Source organism: Streptomyces sp. RLA012 (assembly GCF_056270325.1).
The window spans coordinates 3107238-3126031 of sequence record NZ_JBWDPA010000002.1; the positions used below are offsets into that span (position 1 = coordinate 3107238).

The window sequence follows — 18794 nt, forward strand, 5'->3', positions numbered from 1 at the left end:
GGGGACTAGAGCGCGACGGGCGCCGGAACGTACGGTGCGAGATCCGCCGCCAGCTCCTCGTGCACCCGCACCTTGAGCAGGGTGCCCTCCGGGGTGTGCTCCTCGGAGATCACCTCGCCCTCGGAGTGGGCGCGTGCGACCAGCCTGCCGTGCGTGTACGGAACGAGCGCCTCGATCTCGACCGAGGGGCGCGGCAGCTCGTTGTCGATGAGCGCGAGCAGCTCGGCGATGTTCAGCCCCGTGCGGGCGGAGACCGCGATGGAGCGCTTCTCGATCCGCATCAGCCGCTGGAGGACCAGCGGGTCGGCCGCGTCCGCCTTGTTGATCACCACGATCTCGGGCACGTTGATCGCGCCGACGTCGCGGATGACCTCGCGCACGGCGGCCAGCTGCTCCTCCGGCGCCGGGTGCGAGCCGTCCACCACGTGCAGGATCAGGTCGGAGTCACCGACCTCCTCCATCGTGGAGCGGAACGCCTCGACGAGGTGGTGCGGCAGATGGCGTACGAACCCGACCGTGTCGACCAGGGTGTACAGCCGCCCGCTCGGGGTCTGGGCCCGGCGCACGGTCGGGTCGAGGGTCGCGAACAGCGCGTTCTCGACCAGCACGCCCGCGCCCGTGAGGCGGTTGAGCAGCGAGGACTTGCCGGCGTTGGTGTAACCGGCGATGGCGACCGAGGGCACCTTGTTCCTGCGGCGCTCCTGACGCTTGATCTCGCGGCCCGTCTTCATGTCCGCGATCTCCCGGCGCATCTTCGCCATCTTCTCGCGGATACGGCGCCGGTCCGTCTCGATCTTGGTCTCACCGGGACCACGGGTGGCGAGGCCGCCGCCCTTGCCGCCGCCCATCTGACGGGACAGCGACTGACCCCAGCCGCGCAGCCTCGGCAGCATGTACTGCATCTGCGCGAGCGCGACCTGTGCCTTGCCCTCTCGGGACTTGGCGTGCTGGGCGAAGATGTCGAGGATCAGGGCCGTACGGTCGATGACCTTGACCTTGACGACGTCTTCGAGGTGGATCAGCTGGCCGGGGCTCAGCTCACCGTCGCAGATCACGGTGTCGGCACCGGTCTCCAGGACGATGTCCCGCAGCTCGTTGGCCTTGCCGGAACCGATGTACGTGGCCGCGTCGGGCTTGTCGCGGCGCTGGACGACACCGTCGAGCACGAGTGCGCCCGCGGTCTCCGCGAGGGCGGCCAGCTCGGCGAGCGAGTTGTCGGCGTCCTGAATGGTTCCCGTGGTCCACACACCGACGAGGACGACGCGCTCCAGGCGGAGCTGTCGGTACTCGACCTCGGTGACGTCCTCCAGCTCGGTGGAGAGGCCCGCGACACGGCGCAGGGCCGCACGCTCGGAGCGGTCGAACTGGTCGCCGTCCCGCTCTCCGTCGATCTCGTGGCTCCAGGCGACGTCCTCTTCCATCAGGGCATCGGCCCGAAGACCTTCGGGGTGGTTCTGCGCGAAGCTCTGCGCGTCCTGGGAAGGGGAAGAAGAGGAGGTCATTGGATCCTTACGTCGATGGGACACCTGTACGTCACTGGTGGTACCGATGACGTCACTGGTGATACCGGGTTCGGCGGCGGACATCGCCCGTCAGAAGGAACAACGTCCGTGACCACCGGGAGATTCCCGGATCGCGCCGGGCCAACCCTGTCCGGGGCCGCGCCGCCGACTCGAAGATGTTCGCACGGCACGGCCCGTCTCGTCACGCGAGTTATCGGGCGCCCTTGCGCGCCTTCGGGGCGTCGCTCTTCCAGTCCGGGTGCCCGGGCATCGGCGGTGTCTTCCCGCCGTACAGCCAGGCTCGGAAGAACCCGCTCAGGTCGCGGTTCCCGATCCGGGAGGCGAGCAGCTCGAAGTCCGCGGTCGAGGCCGTCCCGTCCTGGTGGAGTGCCACCCAGGCCCGCTCCAGCTGCTCGAAGGCCGGGCGCCCGATCTCCTGGCGCAGCGCGTACAGGGCGAGTGCGGCCCCGTCGTAGACGTTCGGCCGGAAGATGCTGATCTTCTGGCCGGGCTCGGGCCCCTTGGGTGCCGCGGGCGGCCCGCCGGCGGCCCGCCAGGAGTCGGACGCCCGGTAGGCGGCCTTCATACGGGCCTCCATGGGCTTGTGGCCCTTCTCCTCCGCGTACAGGGCCTCGTACCAGGTGGCGTGTCCCTCGTTGAGCCACAGGTCGGACCAGGTGCGCGGGGTGACGCTGTCGCCGAACCACTGGTGCGACAGCTCATGCACCATGATCGACTCGACGTACCACTTCGGGTACGCGGGTTCGGTGAACAGCTCTCTCTCGAAGAGAGAGAGCGTCTGTGTCTCCAGTTCGAAGCCGGTCCGCGCCTCCGCCATCAGCAGCCCGTACGTCTCGAACGGGTAGCGGCCGACCTTGCCCTCCATCCAGGCGATCTGGTCGGGCGTCTTCTTGAGCCACGGTTCGAGCAGCTCTCGGTCCTTGGTGGGGACGACATCACGGACCGGCAGGCCGTGCGGACCGTCGCGGTGCAGCACGCTGGAGCGGCCGATGGACACCTGGGCCAGCTCGGTGGCCATGGGGTGCGCGGTGCGGTACGTCCAGGTGGTGGACCTGCCGGCCCGGTCGACTCCGGTCGGCAGTCCGTTGGCCACGGCCGTGTACTCGTCGGGCGCGGTGACGTGGATGGTGAACAGCGCCTTGTCCGAGGGATGGTCGTTGCACGGGAAGACCGTGTGCCCCGCGTCCGCCTGGTTGGCCATGGCGAGCCCGTCCTTCGTCTGCACCCAGCCGCCGTCCCCGTTCCCGGCGGCGACCGGATTGCTCGCGTGACGCACGGTGATCCGCATCCACCCACCGGCGGGCAGCGGCTTCTCGGGCGTCACCACCAGGTCCTCCCCGGCGCTCGTGAACGCCGCCGGAGCTCCGTTGACCTCGACGGATGCCACCGTGCCGTGCGTGTAGTCGAGGTTGACGCGCTCAAGCCGCCGGGACGTCACGGCTTCGATGGTGGTGACGGCCGCGAGCGGCTTGCTGTTGGTGCCGGGGTAGGTGAAGGAGAGGTCGTACGCCTTGACGTCGTACCCGGGATTGCCCAGGTACGGGAAGAGGCGGTCGCCGACGCCGAGGGGTGTGGCCGGGGACGGGGCGCTCGCGGCGACGAGGCAGACGGAGACGGCGGAGGCGAGAAGCGCCGCCTTGGTACGGCGGCCGCGGGGGCGGGGGGTGAGCGGCGCCGCGGTGACACGGCGGTTCCTGGGGCGGGGGGTGAACAGCATGGACCACGGCTACCAGCGCGCGCCCGTCCCGCGGCGACGACTCGCGCCGAGCCCACCCGAACGGGTGCTACTGCGCGGCGGCCGCCGAGCGCTGCGCCCGGCTCACGTCGTACACGCCCGGCACGTTCCGCATCGCCCGCATCAGCCCGGGGAGGTGGGCCGCGTCCGGCAGTTGGAGCGTGTACGTGTGGCGTACGCGCTGCTGGCTGGGGGGTTCGACGGTCGCCGAGACGATCGCGACGCCCTCCAGGGCGATGGCTTCGGTGAGGTCGGCGAGCAGATGCGGGCGCCCGAAGGACTCGGCGACCAGCGTGACCCGGCACTCGGTGGTGTCCCCCCAGCGCACCTCGACCTCCGCACGCCCCGAACCCTTCATGCGCGCCACTCCGGCGCACCCCACGCGGTGCACGGTCACCACTCCCCCGCGTACGGCGAAGCCGGTCACCTCGTCGGGCGGCACTGGCGTACAGCAGCCCGCGAGGCGTACGGAGGCGCCGGGCTGGTCCACGACGGCGTTCGCGGCGGCGGGGCGGGCGGCGGGCGCCTCCGCGGACGGCCTGGGGGCCGCCGAGGGGGCCTGGAGGTCCTCCGCGTCGCGGGGCGAGGGGTGCGCGGCCAGCCAGCGCTGGATGGCGATCCGCGCGGCGGGCGTGTGCGCGTGCTCCAGCCACTCCCTGGAGGGCTCCGAGGCGGGGTCCTGGCCCATGAGGAGCTGCACGGTGTCGCCGTCCTTCAGGACCGTACTGAGCGTCGCCAGGCGGCCGTTGACGCGGGCGCCGATGCAGGCGTGCGCGTCCTCGCCGTACTGCGCGTAGGCCGCGTCCACGCAACTGGCGCCCTCGGGAAGGCCCAACGCGCCGCCGTCGGCGCGGAACACGGTGATCTCGCGGTCCTGGGCGAGGTCTTCGCGCAGGGTGGACCAGAACGTGTCCGGGTCCGGGGCGCCCTCCTGCCAGTCGAGGAGTCTGGAGAGCCAGCCGGGGCGGGTGGGGTCCACCCGCTCGCCGTCCACCGGGCGTCCGCCGGCACCGTCCGGCCGGCCCTCGGACTGCTCCTCCGACTGCTCCTCCGAAGGAGGGGCATAGGGATTGCCGAGCGCGATGACCCCGGCCTCGGCGACCTTGTGCATCTGGTGGGTGCGGATGAGGACTTCGGAGATCTCGCCGTCGCCGCTCGCGACGGCCGTGTGCAGCGACTGGTACAGGTTGAACTTGGGTACCGCGATGAAGTCCTTGAACTCCGAGACGACCGGTGTGAGACAGGTGTGGAGTTCGCCGAGGACTCCGTAGCAGTCTGCGTCCTCGTTCACGAGCACCAGGAGGCGTCCGAAGTCGGCGCCGCGCATGGGGCCGCGTTTGCGCGACACGCGGTGCACGGAGACGAAGTGCCGTGGCCTGATGAGGACTTCGGCCGGGATCCCGGCCTCGCGCAGGACCACGCGCACCTCTTCGGCCATCTTCGCGAGCGGGTCGCTCTCGCGCGAGGCGTTCTCGACGATCAGCTCCCTGGTGTGCTCGTACTCCTCGGGGTGCAGAATCGCGAAGACGAGGTCTTCGAGCTCGGTCTTCAGCGCCTGGACGCCGAGCCGTTCGGCGAGCGGGATCAGCACGTCCCTGGTGACCTTGGCGATGCGCGCCTGCTTCTCGGGGCGCATCACGCCGAGGGTCCGCATGTTGTGCAGCCGGTCGGCGAGTTTGATCGACATCACGCGGACGTCGTTGCCGGTGGCGACGAGCATCTTGCGGAACGTCTCGGGCTCGGCGGCGGCCCCGTAGTCGACCTTCTCCAACTTGGTGACCCCGTCGACGAGATAGCAGACCTCGTCGCCGAACTCCTCGCGCACCTGATCGAGCGTCACTTCCGTGTCCTCGACGGTGTCGTGGAGCAGGGAGGCGGTCAACGTCGTGGTCTCCGCGCCGAGTTCGGCGAGGATCAGGGTCACGGCGAGCGGATGTGTGATGTACGGCTCACCGCTCTTGCGCATCTGGCCGCGGTGCGAGGACTCCGCCAGCACATAAGCCCGGCGCAGGGGCTCCAGGTTCGCGTCGGGGTGGTGGGCGCGGTGGGCCTCGGCCACGTGGCCGATCGCGTCGGGCAGCCGGTCGCGGGCGGCCGGGCCGAGCAGCGCGGCCCGGCCGAGGCGGCGCAGATCGATCCGCGGACGGCTCTTCCTGCGGTGCGCTTCAGGCGATGCAGGGCCTGGCGTCGCGGGGTTCGTCGCCTCCGCACTCATGGGCACCTCCGGCTGCGTAGACCGGCGGACGGGGTGCCCCATGGCGTACACGGCTCAGGGGTTGGTGTCGATCCCCCGTCCGGGCCGGTGCTTGATGCTACCGAGCCCACCACGCCCGGCTGACCACCTCTCGCCGAGCGTGAAACGGATCACCCATTCGAGCGAAGGTTCAGAGGTTTGCGGTTCCGAGGTTTTGGAAGGTACGGGAATTGGCCCGGCGAGCACGCAGGGAAGCCGCACGGTCGCACAGCCGTACGGAAGTCCGGGCGAGCCGTCCGTTCAGAGCTGGACGGCGTCCAGCCAGTCGGCGGCGATCTCGCCCTCGGCGACGATCACCGCGGGGCCGGTCATCTCGATCTCGCCGTCCGGGCGCTCGGTGATCACCAGCCGTCCGCCGGGCACATCGACGGTGTACGTCGCCGGAGTGCCGGTCACGGTCGGATCGGCGCCGTCGCGGCGGGCCGCGGCGACGGCCACCGCGCACGCGCCCGTGCCGCACGAGCGGGTCTCCCCGGAGCCGCGCTCATGGACGCGCAGGGCGACGTGGCGCGGGCCGCGGTCGACCACGAATTCGACGTTCACCCCGTCCGGGTAGGCCGCGGCCGGAGTGAACGGCGGCGCTGCGAGCAGGTCGCCGGCGTCCGCGAGGTCGTCCACGAAGGCGACGGCGTGCGGGTTGCCCATGTTGACGTTGCGCGCGGGCCAGCTGTGCTCGCCGACGCTCACCGTGACGTCCCCTTCGGGAAGGACCGCCCTGCCCATGCCCACGGTGACGTCCCCGTCCTTGGCGAGGTGCACCGTCTTCAGGCCCCCGCGCGTGGCGACCACGAGGTCGCCCTCGGCCACATGCCCGGCGCGCTGGAGATAGCGCGCGAACACCCGCACGCCGTTGCCGCACATCTCCGCGACGGAGCCGTCGCCGTTGCGGTAGTCCATGAACCACTCCGCCTCGGCCGCCATCGCCTCGGCCTCGGGGTGCGCGGCGGACCGTACGACGTGCAGCAGGCCGTCGCCGCCGATGCCCGCGCGGCGGTCGCACAGAGCGGCCACGGCGGCCGGGGGCAGGTCGATGGCGTTCTCCGGGTCCGGGACGATCACGAAGTCGTTCTCGGTCCCGTGCCCCTTGAGGAAGGCGATGCGCGCGCTCATTCCTCGATCGTACGGCGTCGGTCGCGGCCTCAGCGCAGGCGGGCGACGCGCCAGACGGCGAGCACCGCCACCGCCGCGACCACCACGACGTACGCGAGCACGACGCGCCAGTCCAGACGGCGACCGGAGCCGCGTGGCGGGAGGCCCGGCCAGGTGTGGCCGACCCGGCGGGCGGCCATCATGCCCCAGCCCGCGGCGCAGGAGCAGATCAGCAGGCCGAGCATGGCGACCACGGCACCGCCGTCACCGAACTCGAAGGCCAGCGGGAAGGCGAACATCAGCGAGCCCGTGGCGGCCAGGAGCACGATCGGCGCGAGCTGCCAGAGGCGCAGCCGGCGCTGCGGACGCAGTTCGACCTCGACCTCGATCTCCGGGGACATCTCGCCCGGCCCCGGCCCGTCGGCGACCACGCCGCCGGGAGGTTCGTCGGGCCCGTCCGAACTCAACGGGTCTCCGTCCAGACCCAGTGGGTCCGCGTCCAGACTCAGCGGGTCCGCGTCCGAGCTCGACGGGTCCCCGCCGGGGCTCAGCCGCTCACCGTCGGAGATCGCTCGCTCACCGTCGCGATCCAAACGCTCCCCGTCACGGCTCGACCAGTCCCCGTCAGGGATCCGCAGGCCCCCGTCGAAGTCCGGCGGTTCCCGCCGCTTGTGCTGCTCCTGCGCGGTGTCGTGCTCCGCGTCCTGTGCGGTGTCGCGAGGGCCGGCCTCCATCGCCACGCGCCCTCCCAACTCGGACTCCACTTGGTCGATCGAAGCTTGATGATGGCACGGCGCCGGAGGCCGGGACGGCGGCCGGAGCGTCCCGATGCCATGACGTGATCAGGCTGTGACCGGTCGTTCGACCAACGCCAGGGCGAGCTGTGGGAGTTCTGTGAGATCCGCCGCAGCGCCGCTCAGCCAGTGCACCCGGGGGTCACGCCGGAACCAGGAGTCCTGGCGGCGCGCGAAGCGTTTGGTGGCGCGTACGGTCTCGGCGCGCGCCTCGGTGTCGGTGCACTCCCCGGCCAGCGCCGCGAGCACCTGCTGGTAGCCGAGCGCGCGCGACGCCGTACGCCCCTCGCGCAGGCCCTGCGCCTCCAGCGCGCGCACCTCGTCCACGAGCCCCGCGTCCCACATCCGGTCGACGCGGCGCGCGATGCGCTCGTCGAGCTCGGGACGCGTGACGTCGACACCGATCTGGAGGGTGTCGTACACGGAGTCGTGGCCGGGAAGGTTCGCGGTGAAGGGCTTGCCGGTGATCTCGATGACCTCAAGGGCGCGGACGATACGGCGGCCGTTGCTCGGCAGGATCGCCTGGGCGGCCTCGGGGTCGGCCATGGCCAGGCGCGCGTGCAGCGCACCGGAGCCGCGCAGGGTGAGCTCCTCCTCCAGGCGGGCGCGCACCTCGGGGTCGGTACCGGGGAACTCCAGGTTGTCGACGGCCCCGCGGACGTACAGCCCCGAGCCGCCCACCAGGATCGGCCAGCGGCCCTCGGCGAGCAGGGTGTCGATGCGGGTGCGGGCGAGCCGCTGGTACTCGGCGACGCTGGCCGTGACGGTCACGTCCCAGATGTCCAGGAGGTGGTGCGGAATTCCGCCGCGTTCCTCGGGCGTCAGCTTGGCGGTGCCGATGTCCATCCCTCGGTACAACTGCATGGAGTCGGCGTTGACGACCTCGCCTCCAAGGCGTTGGGCGAGGAATACGCCCAGATCGGACTTTCCTGCCGCGGTCGGTCCGACGACGGCGATGACCCGGGAGACGGGAGGTGCGCTACTCACCGCCCCAGTCTCGCAAACCTCGGGGCCCCTTCTCGAACGAGCGACGTGACGCCACGGAGCCGGGGTCGTTGCCTGTTGCGAGGTTCCAGCCGCCGGTTTTCGAGGGCCGGTAACCCGTGCGACGCAATGGGACGCACCGGGTGACGCGGAATTTCGCCCTCACGAGTAACGTATGGAGTGGATATGGGCGTTTTTGCACGACTTCTTAGGAAGTCGAAGGCTACGGAGGAGGCGTCAACCGCCGAGGTGCAGGCCGGCACACAGTCGGCCGACACGGAGGCGGAGGTGACGGAAGCGGCGAAGGGTTCGTCCGAGGCCTCCCAGGCCTCCGAGAGCACCGAGACCCCCGGAAGTTCCGAGCCTTCCGGGAGCGGGTGCGGAGCCGCGACAGCGGCGGCGGAGGTCACGGGGGCGGCCACGACGGAGGACGTCGAGATCCCCCAGCAGCAGACCGCCGCCAAGGCCGCCGACAACGAGGCCGGCGAGGGCGCCCGCACATAACTGTCCCGCATGACTGTCCGCGAGAGAAGGTGAACCATGGGTCTCCTGGACAATTTGAAAGCCAAGCTGGCGCCTGCCAAGGACAAGGTCTCGGACCTCGCGCAACACCACGGGGACAAGGTCAGTCACGGTCTCGACAAGGCCGCGAAGGTGGTCGACGAAAAGACCAAGGGCAAGTACAGCGACAAGATCCATACGGGCACGGGCAAGGCGAAGGGCGCCATGGACCGACTCGCGCACAAGGAGAGTGACGGCGGCGTCATGCCACCACCGGACGCGCCGCCCCCGGCCGCGCAGCCACCGGACGCGCCGCCCCCGCCTCCGGCTTCCTGAACGGCACACATCGACAGACCACACGTCAACAGACAGAGATGTCGGCACACATCGGCGGACGGCCGCGGAGCGCACCGGGCTCCCGGCCGTCCGCCGTGTGCGGGTCCGGGGCCACGGGAGCGGCTGTACGGCAGCCGGGGGTCCTATGTCCAGGCCGCGACCATGTACCCCACGCCGTACGGCGCGTCCTCGTAGAGCAGGGCGCCGCCCAGGTCCGCTCCCTCGGCGGCGCCCGCGAGGACCTGCCAGGGAGCCCGGCCGGAGGCCTGCAGCTCGTGCGCCAGCTCGGCGTCCAGCGCCTTGAGCGCCGCCACGTCCGCCGCCCCCAGCGCCCGCGCGACCTCCGCGTCGAAGCCCGCCGCGCGGTCGTCGAGATAGCCGGGCGCCTTGAGCGTCCGGCACGCGCTGGCGTCGCCCATCACCAGCAGTGCCACCCGGCCGGTCTGCGCGACGATCTCCCCTCCGACCTGGATACACCGCTCGGCCGCGAGAGGTTCCCCCACGCCGAGACCTTCGACGGGGGCGTCGGACCACCCGGTGCGCTCCAGCAGCCAGGCGGCGACGGCGAGCGAGGGGGGAAGCTCGCGTTCCGTGGCGCCGGGGCGCGACGGGCCCGCCCCGAGGCGTACGTCGAGATCCACGCCGAAGCCGCGGAACGATCCCCGTGTGCCCTCCGGGTGCGGCCCGTGCCCGCTCTCCTCGGCGGGGCCGACCACGATCAGCAGGTCGGGGCGCGAGGCGGCGAGTACGCCGAGGGCGTCCGTGCAGGCCGCGCGCGCGGCGGCCAGTTCGGGCGCCGCGCCGGCGGCGACGTCGGGGACGAGCAGCGGCGGACAGGGGCAGACTGCGGCGGCGACAAGCATGATCGGCAGCGTAACCCCGGACGGCGGCGGTGTGTCACTCCTCGATGAGCACGTCCGTGAGATCGATGACCGTGAGCACGAGCACCACGAGTTTCCCGTCGCTGATCACGTACTCGATGAACAAGTTCCGCGACAGGGCGATCTCGCGTGTCGTCTCGTCGCCGCCGACCGGGTGCGAGAGCTTGTGCCGCGGGTCGGTCACCAGTATGGCGAGGCCTCGCTCCAGCAAGTCCCGCCGTTCCGTGGGCAGACTGTCTCGCACGTGCGCAGCCCGCTCGGTGAACTCAACGCTGTGCGGCAACATGTGGTGCTCCCTCCCGTCACGCAGTGTGCCAGGTATTCAGTCGCGTCCGCACCCACTCGCGGCGACCGGCAGCGGCTCCGGCGCGCCGATCTTCGGCAGCCCCAGCATCACTCCCGCGGGCTTCGCCGCCTGCGCCGCGTTGCGCTTCTCCCAGGCGTCCCCCGCGCGCGTGTGGCGCACGTTCAGGACGGCGCCCTCGGCGAGCAGGTGGTGCGGGGCGGCGTACGTGATCTCGACGGTCACGACGTCGCCCGGGCGTACCTCCTGGTCGGGCTTGGTGAAGTGGACCAGGCGGTTGTCGGGGGCGCGGCCGGAGAGGCGGTGGGTGGCGCCGTCCTTGCGGCCCTCGCCCTCCGCGACCATCAGCTCCAGGGTGCGGCCGACCTGCTTCTTGTTCTCGTCCCAGGAGATCTCCTCCTGGAGGGCGACAAGACGCTCGTAGCGCGCCTGGACGACCTCCTTGGGGATCTGGTTCTCCATGGTGGCGGCCGGGGTGCCGGGGCGCTTGGAGTACTGGAACGTGAAGGCCTGCGCGAAGCGTGCCTGACGCACCGCGTGCATCGTCTGCTCGAAGTCCTCCTCGGTCTCGCCGGGGAAGCCCACGATGATGTCGGTGGTGATGGCGGCGTGCGGAATGGCGGCGCGCACCTTCTCGATGATCCCGAGGTAGCGGTCCTGGCGGTAGGACCGGCGCATCGCCTTGAGGATCGGGTCCGAACCGGACTGCATGGGCATGTGCAGCTGCGGCATCACGTTCGGTGTCTCGGCCATGGCGGCGATGACGTCGTCGGTGAAGTCACGGGGGTGCGGGGAGGTGAACCGGACCCGCTCCAGGCCCTCGATCTGCCCGCAGGCCCGCAGCAGCTTGCTGAACGCCTCACGGTCGCCGATGTCGCTGCCGTACGCGTTGACGTTCTGCCCGAGCAGGGTGATCTCGGAGACGCCCTCGCCGACCAGCGCCTCGATCTCGGCGAGGATGTCGCCGGTCCGGCGGTCCTTCTCCTTGCCGCGCAGTGCCGGGACGATGCAGAAGGTGCAGGTGTTGTTGCAGCCGACGGAGATGGAGACCCAGGCGGCGTAGGCGCTCTCGCGGCGGGTGGGCAGCGTGGACGGGAACGCCTCCAGGGACTCGGCGATCTCGACCTGCGCCTCTTCCTGTACGCGGGCGCGCTCCAGGAGGACGGGCAGCTTCCCGATGTTGTGCGTACCGAAGACGACGTCCACCCAGGGCGCCTTCTTCACGATGGTGTCGCGGTCCTTCTGCGCCAGACAGCCGCCGACCGCGATCTGCATCCCGGGGCGCTTCGTCTTCATCGGGGCGAGGCGGCCGAGGTTGCCGTACAGCCGGTTGTCGGCGTTCTCCCGTACGGCGCAGGTGTTGAAGACGACGACGTCCGCGTCGCCGTCGGCTCCTTCGGGCGCCCGTACATAGCCGGCGTCTTCGAGGAGCCCTGAGAGCCGTTCGGAGTCGTGAACGTTCATCTGGCACCCGTAGGTGCGCACCTCGTAGGTCTTCGCATCCTGAACGTCCACTGCCCGGCTCCGGTCGCTGCTGCTCATGCGACAAGGGTAGGCGGTCCCCGAAGTGCGGGCCGACGAGGCCGCGGGGCTCCGGGAAGCGGCCCCGCCCGGGTCCGGGGGAGTTGACCGCGGGCGGGGCCGGGAGGCTCGGGGGTGCCGGGGAAGGCATCCACGAGCGGTCTGCGAGTGCGCGTGCCCCCGCTCTCCCGATCCATGCATCGATCCATGCACCGATCCATGCATCGTTGCCGAAGAGGTGATCCATGCACCGTTGCCGAAGAGGTACGGCATGAGGTCGTGGAACACGGACCGGCCGGCCGGAAGGCATATGACCGGCCGATTGGCCGATAACACCACCACGTCACATGCGGTAGCGCTCATTCCGCCGCGGGCGGCGGGCCCTGTTACCCGCCATTAACGCCGGACCACCCCACGTAACCGTCCGGCGCCGCGGACCCGCCTCCCGGTTCCCCCGACTCCGCACCGCCTGCGCAAATGCCGCCGACCACGGAGCGTGACGACGCCTTCACAGGGCCTCCACCGGGCGTCCACTTCCAGCCGAGCGTCGTTCCCGGTGTTCCCGGTGGGGCAGACGGTGTGCACCCGGTCTGCCTAGCCTCCGGAACCATGCGATCCACACAGATGAGACGCTTCGGTCTCGCCACGGTCTTCGCCCTTGCCCTCGCCCTGTTCGGCCTGGCCCCCACAGCGAGCGCGGCCGACCCGAGCCCGGCCGATCTGACGTTCACCACCGACAGCGCCACCGTCCTCCCGGGCGGCACGGCGAACCTGTCGATGACGATCACCAACAACAGGACATATGACATCTGGTTCGTCTACCAGACGATCGAGCCGACCTGGCTGACCACCCAGCGGCCCGATCTGAAGTACAGCTTCACCGGCTGCAGCCTGGCCACGGCCGCCGGCAGCACCCCGTGTTCCGGCACCGGCCCCACCAACCTGGGCACCAACTACGGCGCCACCATCCCGCCCGGCCAGAGCCGCACCGTCACACTCTCGCTGCAGGTCGCCGCCGACTCCGGCTGCAACGGCAACATCGGCTTCTACTCGTACTACTACGCCGAGTTCAGCGACAGCGCGAACACCAGCGGCGGCCCGGTCTACACGCCCGAAACCCGCGTGCTCTGCTCCTGACCGCGGACCGGCGCCCACGGCCCGACGAGCCGCCGAAGGCGGCCGGTCCGCGCGGGCCGCGCGGACCGGCCGCACGGGCCGTTTCCGGTCCGGGCCGAGGGTGACCTAAAACCGATCCGGTGCCGGAAGGACGTCATGGTCTGGACCACTGACACTCCGACTTGGCGGACTTCGCGTTCCGTACACGCTTCGTATCAGGCCGTGGCCAGCGCAGGGGCCCGTCCCACCGGTCCCGTCGCCTCCGCCGCGACGACCACCGCACAGCCGTTCCAGGTCCGATCTCGACCATTTCGATGCCTGCTCTTTTCCGTCATGTTTCGCCGCAGGCGCACGAAAGCTACACACAGACATCACTATGTGACGCGACGAATGCGTTGACGACCTACGTCTGAGGGGGGCGCCGGCGTCGCGCAAGGGGGTGCGTCCGCTCCGATGGAGCAGTGCTCACCCCTGCCCGGGGAGGGGACTTCACCGCATGAAGCGGACCATTCGCACGACTGCGCTCACGGTGGGCGCGCTCATCGCCGCATTCGGTCTACCAGCCGCCACCGCGCACGCCGACACCGTCACACCCCGCATCGATCTGCGGGTCCTGGTGGTCAGCGACGGCGGCCCGGCGACCGACGCCATCGCCGCGGAACTGGACACGGCCGGCACGCCGTACACCGAGGTCGATCTGACACAGTCCGGACGTCCGGTGATCGACGCCGGCTTCCTGGCGGACACGGTGGACGGCGCTCCGCGCGCCAAGTTCCAGGCCGTCGTGCTGCCCAACGACAATCCGTTCCCGGCGAACTCCGCCGAGATGGCGGCGCTGGCGGCCTACGAGCAGACGTACACGATCCCGCAGGTCGACGCCTACACCTACGCGCGTCCGGAGGCCGGGCTCCAGTACCCGGTCTACGGTGGCTACTCCGGCAGCCTCGACGGCGTACAGGCGCAGGTCACGACGGCCGGCAAGGCAGGGCCGTTCGGGTATCTGGACGGGTCCGTTCCGTTCGAGGACAACTCCCCCGACGTGGGCGAGAGTTACGCCTATCTGTCGACGCCCGCCGCGGGCGCCGACTTCACCCCTTACGTCGACGCGCCGATCCCCGGGCAGTCGACCCGAGGTTCACTGGTGGGCGAGTACCGGCACGACGGGCGGCGCGAGCTCGTCGTCACCTTCGTCTACAACCAGTACCAGCAGCAGTTCCGGCTGCTGGCGCGCGGCATCGTGGAGTGGATGACCGGGGGCGTGCACCTCGGCGCCTCGCGCAACTACTTCGCGGTGCACGTCGACGATGTCTTCGCCGGTGACGACCGCTGGGACACCGAGCTCAACTGCACCCCGGGCGACATCGACTGTCCGCAGGGCGAGGGAACGCCGAACCCGATCCGCATGACCCCGGCGGACGTCGACCACGCGACCGCGTGGGAGAGCGGACGCGACTTCACCCTCGACCTCGCCTTCAACGGCGCCGGCAGTGTCGACCAGCGCGCGGACAACGGCGGCGTCGACGCGCTCGCCGACAAGCTGATCGCCGACCGCGATCAGTTCCGCTGGATCAACCACACCTACACACACGCGTTCCTCGGCTGCGTGCAGGACGTCACCGTGGTCCCGTGGAAGTGCTCCACCAACGCCGACGGCAGCACCCAGTGGGCCGGCCGCAACACGATCTCCGACGAGATAGCCAACAACCGGGTCTGGGGCCAGACGGCCGGACTGCCGCTGGACAACACCGAGTTGATCACCGGTGAGCACTCCGGCCTGAAGGTGCTGCCGCAGCAGCCGGTGGACAACCCCAACCTGGCGCCCGCCCTCGGCGACAACGGCGTCGGCTGGCTGGGCTCCGACAACTCCCGCGAGCCCGAGCAGCGTCAGGTCGGTCCCGCCACGACCGTCTCCCGCTATCCGATGAACGTCTTCTACAACGCCGGGCGGGCGGCCGAGCAGGTCGACGAGTACAACTGGATCTACACCAGCCGCGCCCAGGGCGGCAGCGGCATCTGCGAGGACAACCCCGCCACCTCCACCTGTCTGCCGGCGCCGCTGAGCACCACCACGGGCTACGCCGACTACATCGTGCCGCTGGAGACGAGGATCGACCTCGGCCACGTCCTCTCCAACGACCCCAAGCCGCACTTCATCCACCAGTCGAACCTGGCCGAGGACCGCATCGCCTACCCGGTCCTCGACGGTGTCCTCGACGCCTACAACAGCCTGTTCGCGGACGACGCCCCCGTGACGAACCTGCGGATGAAGGACATCGGCACCGAGCTGCAGCGCCGTACCGCCTGGAAGGCCGCGGTCGCCGCCGGTCAGGTCACCGCCTACCGCATCGGCGACGCGGTGACCGTCCAGGCGCCCGCGGGCCTCGCGATGACGGCGACCATGCCCACGGGGACCACGAACGGCAGCGCCGGCTTCGGCGACGCGTACGCCGGTGAGGTGTCCGGCTGGGCCTCCTCGGCCGGCACCCCGCTCACGCTCGCCCTGCCCTCGTCGGCCGCCTCGCTGTCCGCGACCGTCGACGTCCTGGAGAAGGCGGCGGCGACCAGCACCGCGCCGGACACCCGGGTGCCCTCCGGTGTGAACGAACAAGTGCCCTACACACAGGACAACTGAACGGCGCACCGAGCGACGTCCCGGCCGCACGACCCGCGGCCGGGACCAGGCACGACCACCCCATACCTCGGCCGTGGAGCAACTCGATGCACGTTCCCCACGGCGCGCGACGCCCCAACTCAACGCGCGTCACACTGCTCACCGAAGGCACCTATCCGCACAGTCACGGCGGCGTCAGCGTCTGGTGCGACCAGCTCGTCGACGGGATGCCCGACATCGACTTCGACGTCATCGCCGTCACCGGCACCGGACGCGAACCGATCGTGTGGGACATCCCCGCACAGGTCGCGAGCGTCGTCGCGGTGCCCATGTGGGGGCCCGCGCCCGCGGGCAGTCCGCCCAGTGGGCGCCGCCGCAACCGGCTGGCCGACGCCTACGAACAGTTCCTGACCGCCCTGCTCGACCCGTGCGCCGAGGACAGGTTCGCCGCCGCCCTGTACGCGCTGGCGTCGGCGGCGGCCGATGGACTGCTGAGTCCCTTCCTGCGCGGCGACCGGGCGATCCACATCCTCACCGGCGTCTGGAACCGGCCGGGCCTGGCCGTGCGCGAGGCCCGGCCGACCCTGCACGACGCCCTCACCGCCACCGCCCTGCTGGAGCACGCCCTGCGCCCGCTGGCCGCGCCCCTGCCGGAACGCGGGGTGGCGCACGCGGTCAGCGGCGGTGTCGCCGTACTGCCGGGCCTCGCCGCACTCGAACGGCACGGCGTACCGCTGCTGCTGACCGAGCACGGCGTCTATCTGCGCGAGCGCTACCTCGGCTACCGCACCGCCCCCTACCGCTGGCCGGTGAAGGCCCTCGTCCTGGGCTTCTTCCGGCTGCTGGCCGAGGAGACCTATCGGCGGGCCGCCCTGATCACGCCGGGCAACCGCTACAACCGGCTGTGGGAGGAACAGGGCGGCGCCGCCCCCGAGTCGATACGCACCGTCTACAACGGCGTGGACCCCAGCGCGTTCCCGCCGGCCGGCCCCGAGCCGCGGCGGGCCACACTCAGCTGGGCCGGACGGGTCGACCCGATCAAGGACCTGGAGACGCTGATCCGCGCCTTCGCTCTCGTACGGGCCGAGCTCCCCGACGCACGGCTGCGGCTGTTCGGCGGCACACCGCGCGGCGGCGAGGCCTACCGGGAGCGGTGCGAGGCGCTGGCCGCCGAACTCGGGCACGCGGACGCGGTCACCTTCGAGGGCCGGGTCGACGACATCAAGGACGCGTACGCCGCGGGCAACGTGGTGATGCTCTCCAGCATCAGCGAGGGCTTCCCGTTCACGCTGATCGAGGCGATGTCGTGCGGGCGGGCGACCGTCTCCACGGACGTGGGCGGTGTACGGGAGGCCGTCGGCGACACCGGTCTCGTCGTTCCGCCGCGCGATCCGGCCGCCATGGCCGCCGCCGCGCTGGACCTGCTGGGCGATGCCGAGCGGCGTCGTTCGATGGGCGAGGCGGCCCGGCTGAGGGTCATCGAGCAGTTCACCCTGCGGCAGACCGTCGACACCTTCCGGTCCATCTACCTGGAGCTGTCGGCGCTCGGCCGGATCACCCCGCGCGATCCATGGACGGCCGACACCGCTGCCGCCGCCGCGGACACCACCGTCGCACTCACGACCGCGACGGCGGGCGGCGCAGAGGTCTCCAGGCCGAGGAGCCTGACCGGATGAGCGGACCGATGGCCCTCGAACCCGGCGGAGCGGAGGGCGACACGCTGTCCCTGCGGCTCGCCGCCGACGACCGCACCCTGGCCCTGCGCCTGCCGGATCACGGCCCGCACCAGGACGCCGTCGACCAACTCGCGGCCGAGCTCGCCGACGGCGTCGGGCCGGCCGTCCACCCCTACGAGGTGGCCGCGCTGCTGGAGTCGGAGGGACTGACCGCCGAGGTGATCCAGGAACGGTACGGGCACCCGAACCTGTTCTCGCTCGCCTCCGCGCTCTACGAGCGGGTGCCGCGCACCTTTCCCGAGCCCGCGCGGCCGGCCGACCCCTGGCGGCCGGACCATGTGCGCTGCGCGCTGCGCGGGGCGCTGTTCGCCCTGCCGGGACTCGCCTATCTGCTCTCCGGACGGCTGTGGCACGCGGACGGCGCCCTCGACGCCCTGGTGGTGGCCGGGCTGGTCTCCTGGGCCTGGGGCCAGGCGCTCGGGCACCGGGCCTACCTGCGGATGACCACGGGCCGGCACGAGGCGGGCCGCACCCTCCTGCACGGCGCACCGCTGGGTGCGGCGGCCGCGACGGCCGCCGGGACGCTGCTCGCCGATTCCGGCACGGCGGCCCTGGTCGTGGCCGCGCAGTCGGCCTACCTGGCGGCGGCCGGCGTACTGCTGGTGCTGGGCCGGGAGCGGCTGCTGCTGGCCGCGCTCACTCCGCTGATCGCCGGTGCGGCGGTGCTGCCGTGGTGGGAGCCGGGCACCGCGCTGCGGGCGGGACTGCCACTGCTGGCCCTGGCCTGCACGGCCGCCGCGGCCGGCTGGGCGCTGCGGGCCACGCTCACGGCTCCGCCCGTCCCGGGCGCCACCCGGCCCCCGCTGCTGCGGTCGCTGCCGTACGGCGTGTTCGGTCTGTCCGCCGGGGTGCTGGTCCTGCTGGAGGGCCGGCAGCACCCGTACGCCGTGATCGTGCTGACCGTGAGCATGGGACCGGCCGAGTGGCTGCTGTACCGGTACCGCGGGATGTCGGTGGCGGCCCTGCGGGCGACCGCCACTCCGGGCGCCTTCCTGCTGCGTTCGGGCGGCATCCTCGCCTGCTGTCTGCTCGCCTATCTCCTTCCGCTGCTGCCCGCGGCGCTGCTCACCGACGCCGAGCCGGCCCCGTTGCTGCTGCTCGCGGCGACGCTGTGGACCGCGCTGCTGCTGCAGGCCTTCGGGGTGGCCTGGCTGCCGGCCGCGGTGTGCCTGGCCGCCGCCTGCGGGGCCGCGACGACCGCCGTGTTCCATCCCCCACCGGGTGCCGCCGTGCTGTCGCTGTGCTGCGGCACGGCCGCGCTGTGTCTCACGGCGTGCGCGCTGGGGCTGCTGGGCCGGCCCGCGTCGCACACCTGAACCTCACCCGGACGACCGCCGGACAGCGGCCCACGGGCCGCCCTGAACGACCGGACACCACCGGACACACCACAGACACACCGACCGGAAGGA

The 18794-nt window shown here is 71.4% G+C and carries 15 protein-coding genes; 6 read left to right on the plus strand and 9 right to left on the minus strand.

Annotation, left to right across the window (positions count from 1 at the left end):
* Positions 1–5 precede the first annotated feature (5 nt).
* The 6 genes from hflX to miaA form a co-directional block, all read right to left on the minus strand.
* The gene (gene hflX / locus RV986_RS14190) at positions 6–1502 is read right to left on the minus strand and encodes a GTPase HflX (RefSeq protein ID WP_475917746.1); all 1497 of its coding nucleotides are present in this window, start codon (positions 1500–1502) and stop codon (positions 6–8) included.
* Positions 1503–1713: 211 nt separating this feature from the next.
* Entirely contained in the window at positions 1714–3240 is a 1527-nt protein-coding gene (locus RV986_RS14195; protein ID WP_475917747.1) for a M1 family metallopeptidase, read from the minus strand.
* Between the two features lie 67 nt (positions 3241–3307).
* Positions 3308–5473: a RelA/SpoT family protein gene (locus RV986_RS14200; protein ID WP_475917748.1), complete on the minus strand. Its 2166-nt coding sequence runs from the start codon at positions 5471–5473 to the stop codon at positions 3308–3310.
* A gap of 279 nt (positions 5474–5752) precedes the next feature.
* Entirely contained in the window at positions 5753–6622 is an 870-nt protein-coding gene (dapF, locus tag RV986_RS14205) for a diaminopimelate epimerase (protein ID WP_475917749.1), read from the minus strand.
* Positions 6623–6651: 29 nt separating this feature from the next.
* Positions 6652–7110: a hypothetical protein gene (locus tag RV986_RS14210; protein ID WP_475924280.1), complete on the minus strand. Its 459-nt coding sequence runs from the start codon at positions 7108–7110 to the stop codon at positions 6652–6654.
* Between the two features lie 333 nt (positions 7111–7443).
* Positions 7444–8382 carry a tRNA (adenosine(37)-N6)-dimethylallyltransferase MiaA gene (gene miaA / locus RV986_RS14215; protein ID WP_475917750.1) on the minus strand — a complete coding sequence of 313 codons (939 nt, stop codon included), beginning with the start codon at positions 8380–8382 and terminating at the stop codon, positions 7444–7446.
* 285 nt (positions 8383–8667) lie between these two features.
* Between miaA and RV986_RS14220 the strand changes: the two genes are divergently transcribed.
* Both RV986_RS14220 and RV986_RS14225 read left to right on the plus strand, forming a co-directional pair.
* The gene (locus RV986_RS14220; RefSeq protein WP_475917751.1) at positions 8668–8883 is read left to right on the plus strand and encodes a gliding motility protein; all 216 of its coding nucleotides are present in this window, start codon (positions 8668–8670) and stop codon (positions 8881–8883) included.
* A gap of 36 nt (positions 8884–8919) precedes the next feature.
* Positions 8920–9216: an antitoxin gene (locus RV986_RS14225; protein ID WP_475917752.1), complete on the plus strand. Its 297-nt coding sequence runs from the start codon at positions 8920–8922 to the stop codon at positions 9214–9216.
* A 143-nt stretch (positions 9217–9359) separates the two neighbouring features.
* Here RV986_RS14225 and RV986_RS14230 read toward each other — a convergent pair whose 3' ends face one another.
* The 3 genes from RV986_RS14230 to miaB are packed head-to-tail and all read right to left on the minus strand — an operon-like array spanning position 9360 to position 11943.
* Positions 9360–10079, minus strand: coding sequence for a class III extradiol dioxygenase subunit B-like domain-containing protein (locus RV986_RS14230; RefSeq protein ID WP_475917753.1), 720 nt, complete (start codon positions 10077–10079; stop codon positions 9360–9362).
* Positions 10080–10113: 34 nt separating this feature from the next.
* Entirely contained in the window at positions 10114–10383 is a 270-nt protein-coding gene (locus RV986_RS14235; protein WP_475917754.1) for a hypothetical protein, read from the minus strand.
* Positions 10384–10419: 36 nt separating this feature from the next.
* Positions 10420–11943 (minus strand): tRNA (N6-isopentenyl adenosine(37)-C2)-methylthiotransferase MiaB, encoded by a 1524-nt coding sequence (gene miaB, locus RV986_RS14240; protein WP_475917755.1) that lies wholly within the window; start codon positions 11941–11943, stop codon positions 10420–10422.
* Positions 11944–12531: 588 nt separating this feature from the next.
* Here miaB and RV986_RS14245 point away from each other — a divergent pair.
* From RV986_RS14245 to RV986_RS14260, 4 genes are all read left to right on the plus strand, one after another.
* The gene (locus RV986_RS14245; RefSeq protein WP_475917756.1) at positions 12532–13059 is read left to right on the plus strand and encodes a hypothetical protein; all 528 of its coding nucleotides are present in this window, start codon (positions 12532–12534) and stop codon (positions 13057–13059) included.
* A 475-nt stretch (positions 13060–13534) separates the two neighbouring features.
* Complete coding sequence (locus RV986_RS14250) at positions 13535–15670, plus strand: hypothetical protein (RefSeq protein WP_475917757.1); 2136 nt, start codon at positions 13535–13537, stop codon at positions 15668–15670.
* 86 nt (positions 15671–15756) lie between these two features.
* Positions 15757–17325: a GT4 family glycosyltransferase PelF gene (gene pelF, locus RV986_RS14255; protein ID WP_475917758.1), complete on the plus strand. Its 1569-nt coding sequence runs from the start codon at positions 15757–15759 to the stop codon at positions 17323–17325.
* Entirely contained in the window at positions 17322–18701 is a 1380-nt protein-coding gene (locus tag RV986_RS14260) for a hypothetical protein (RefSeq protein WP_475917759.1), read from the plus strand. The genes pelF and RV986_RS14260 overlap by 4 nt, the downstream gene beginning before the upstream one ends.
* Positions 18702–18794: the final 93 nt, after the last annotated feature.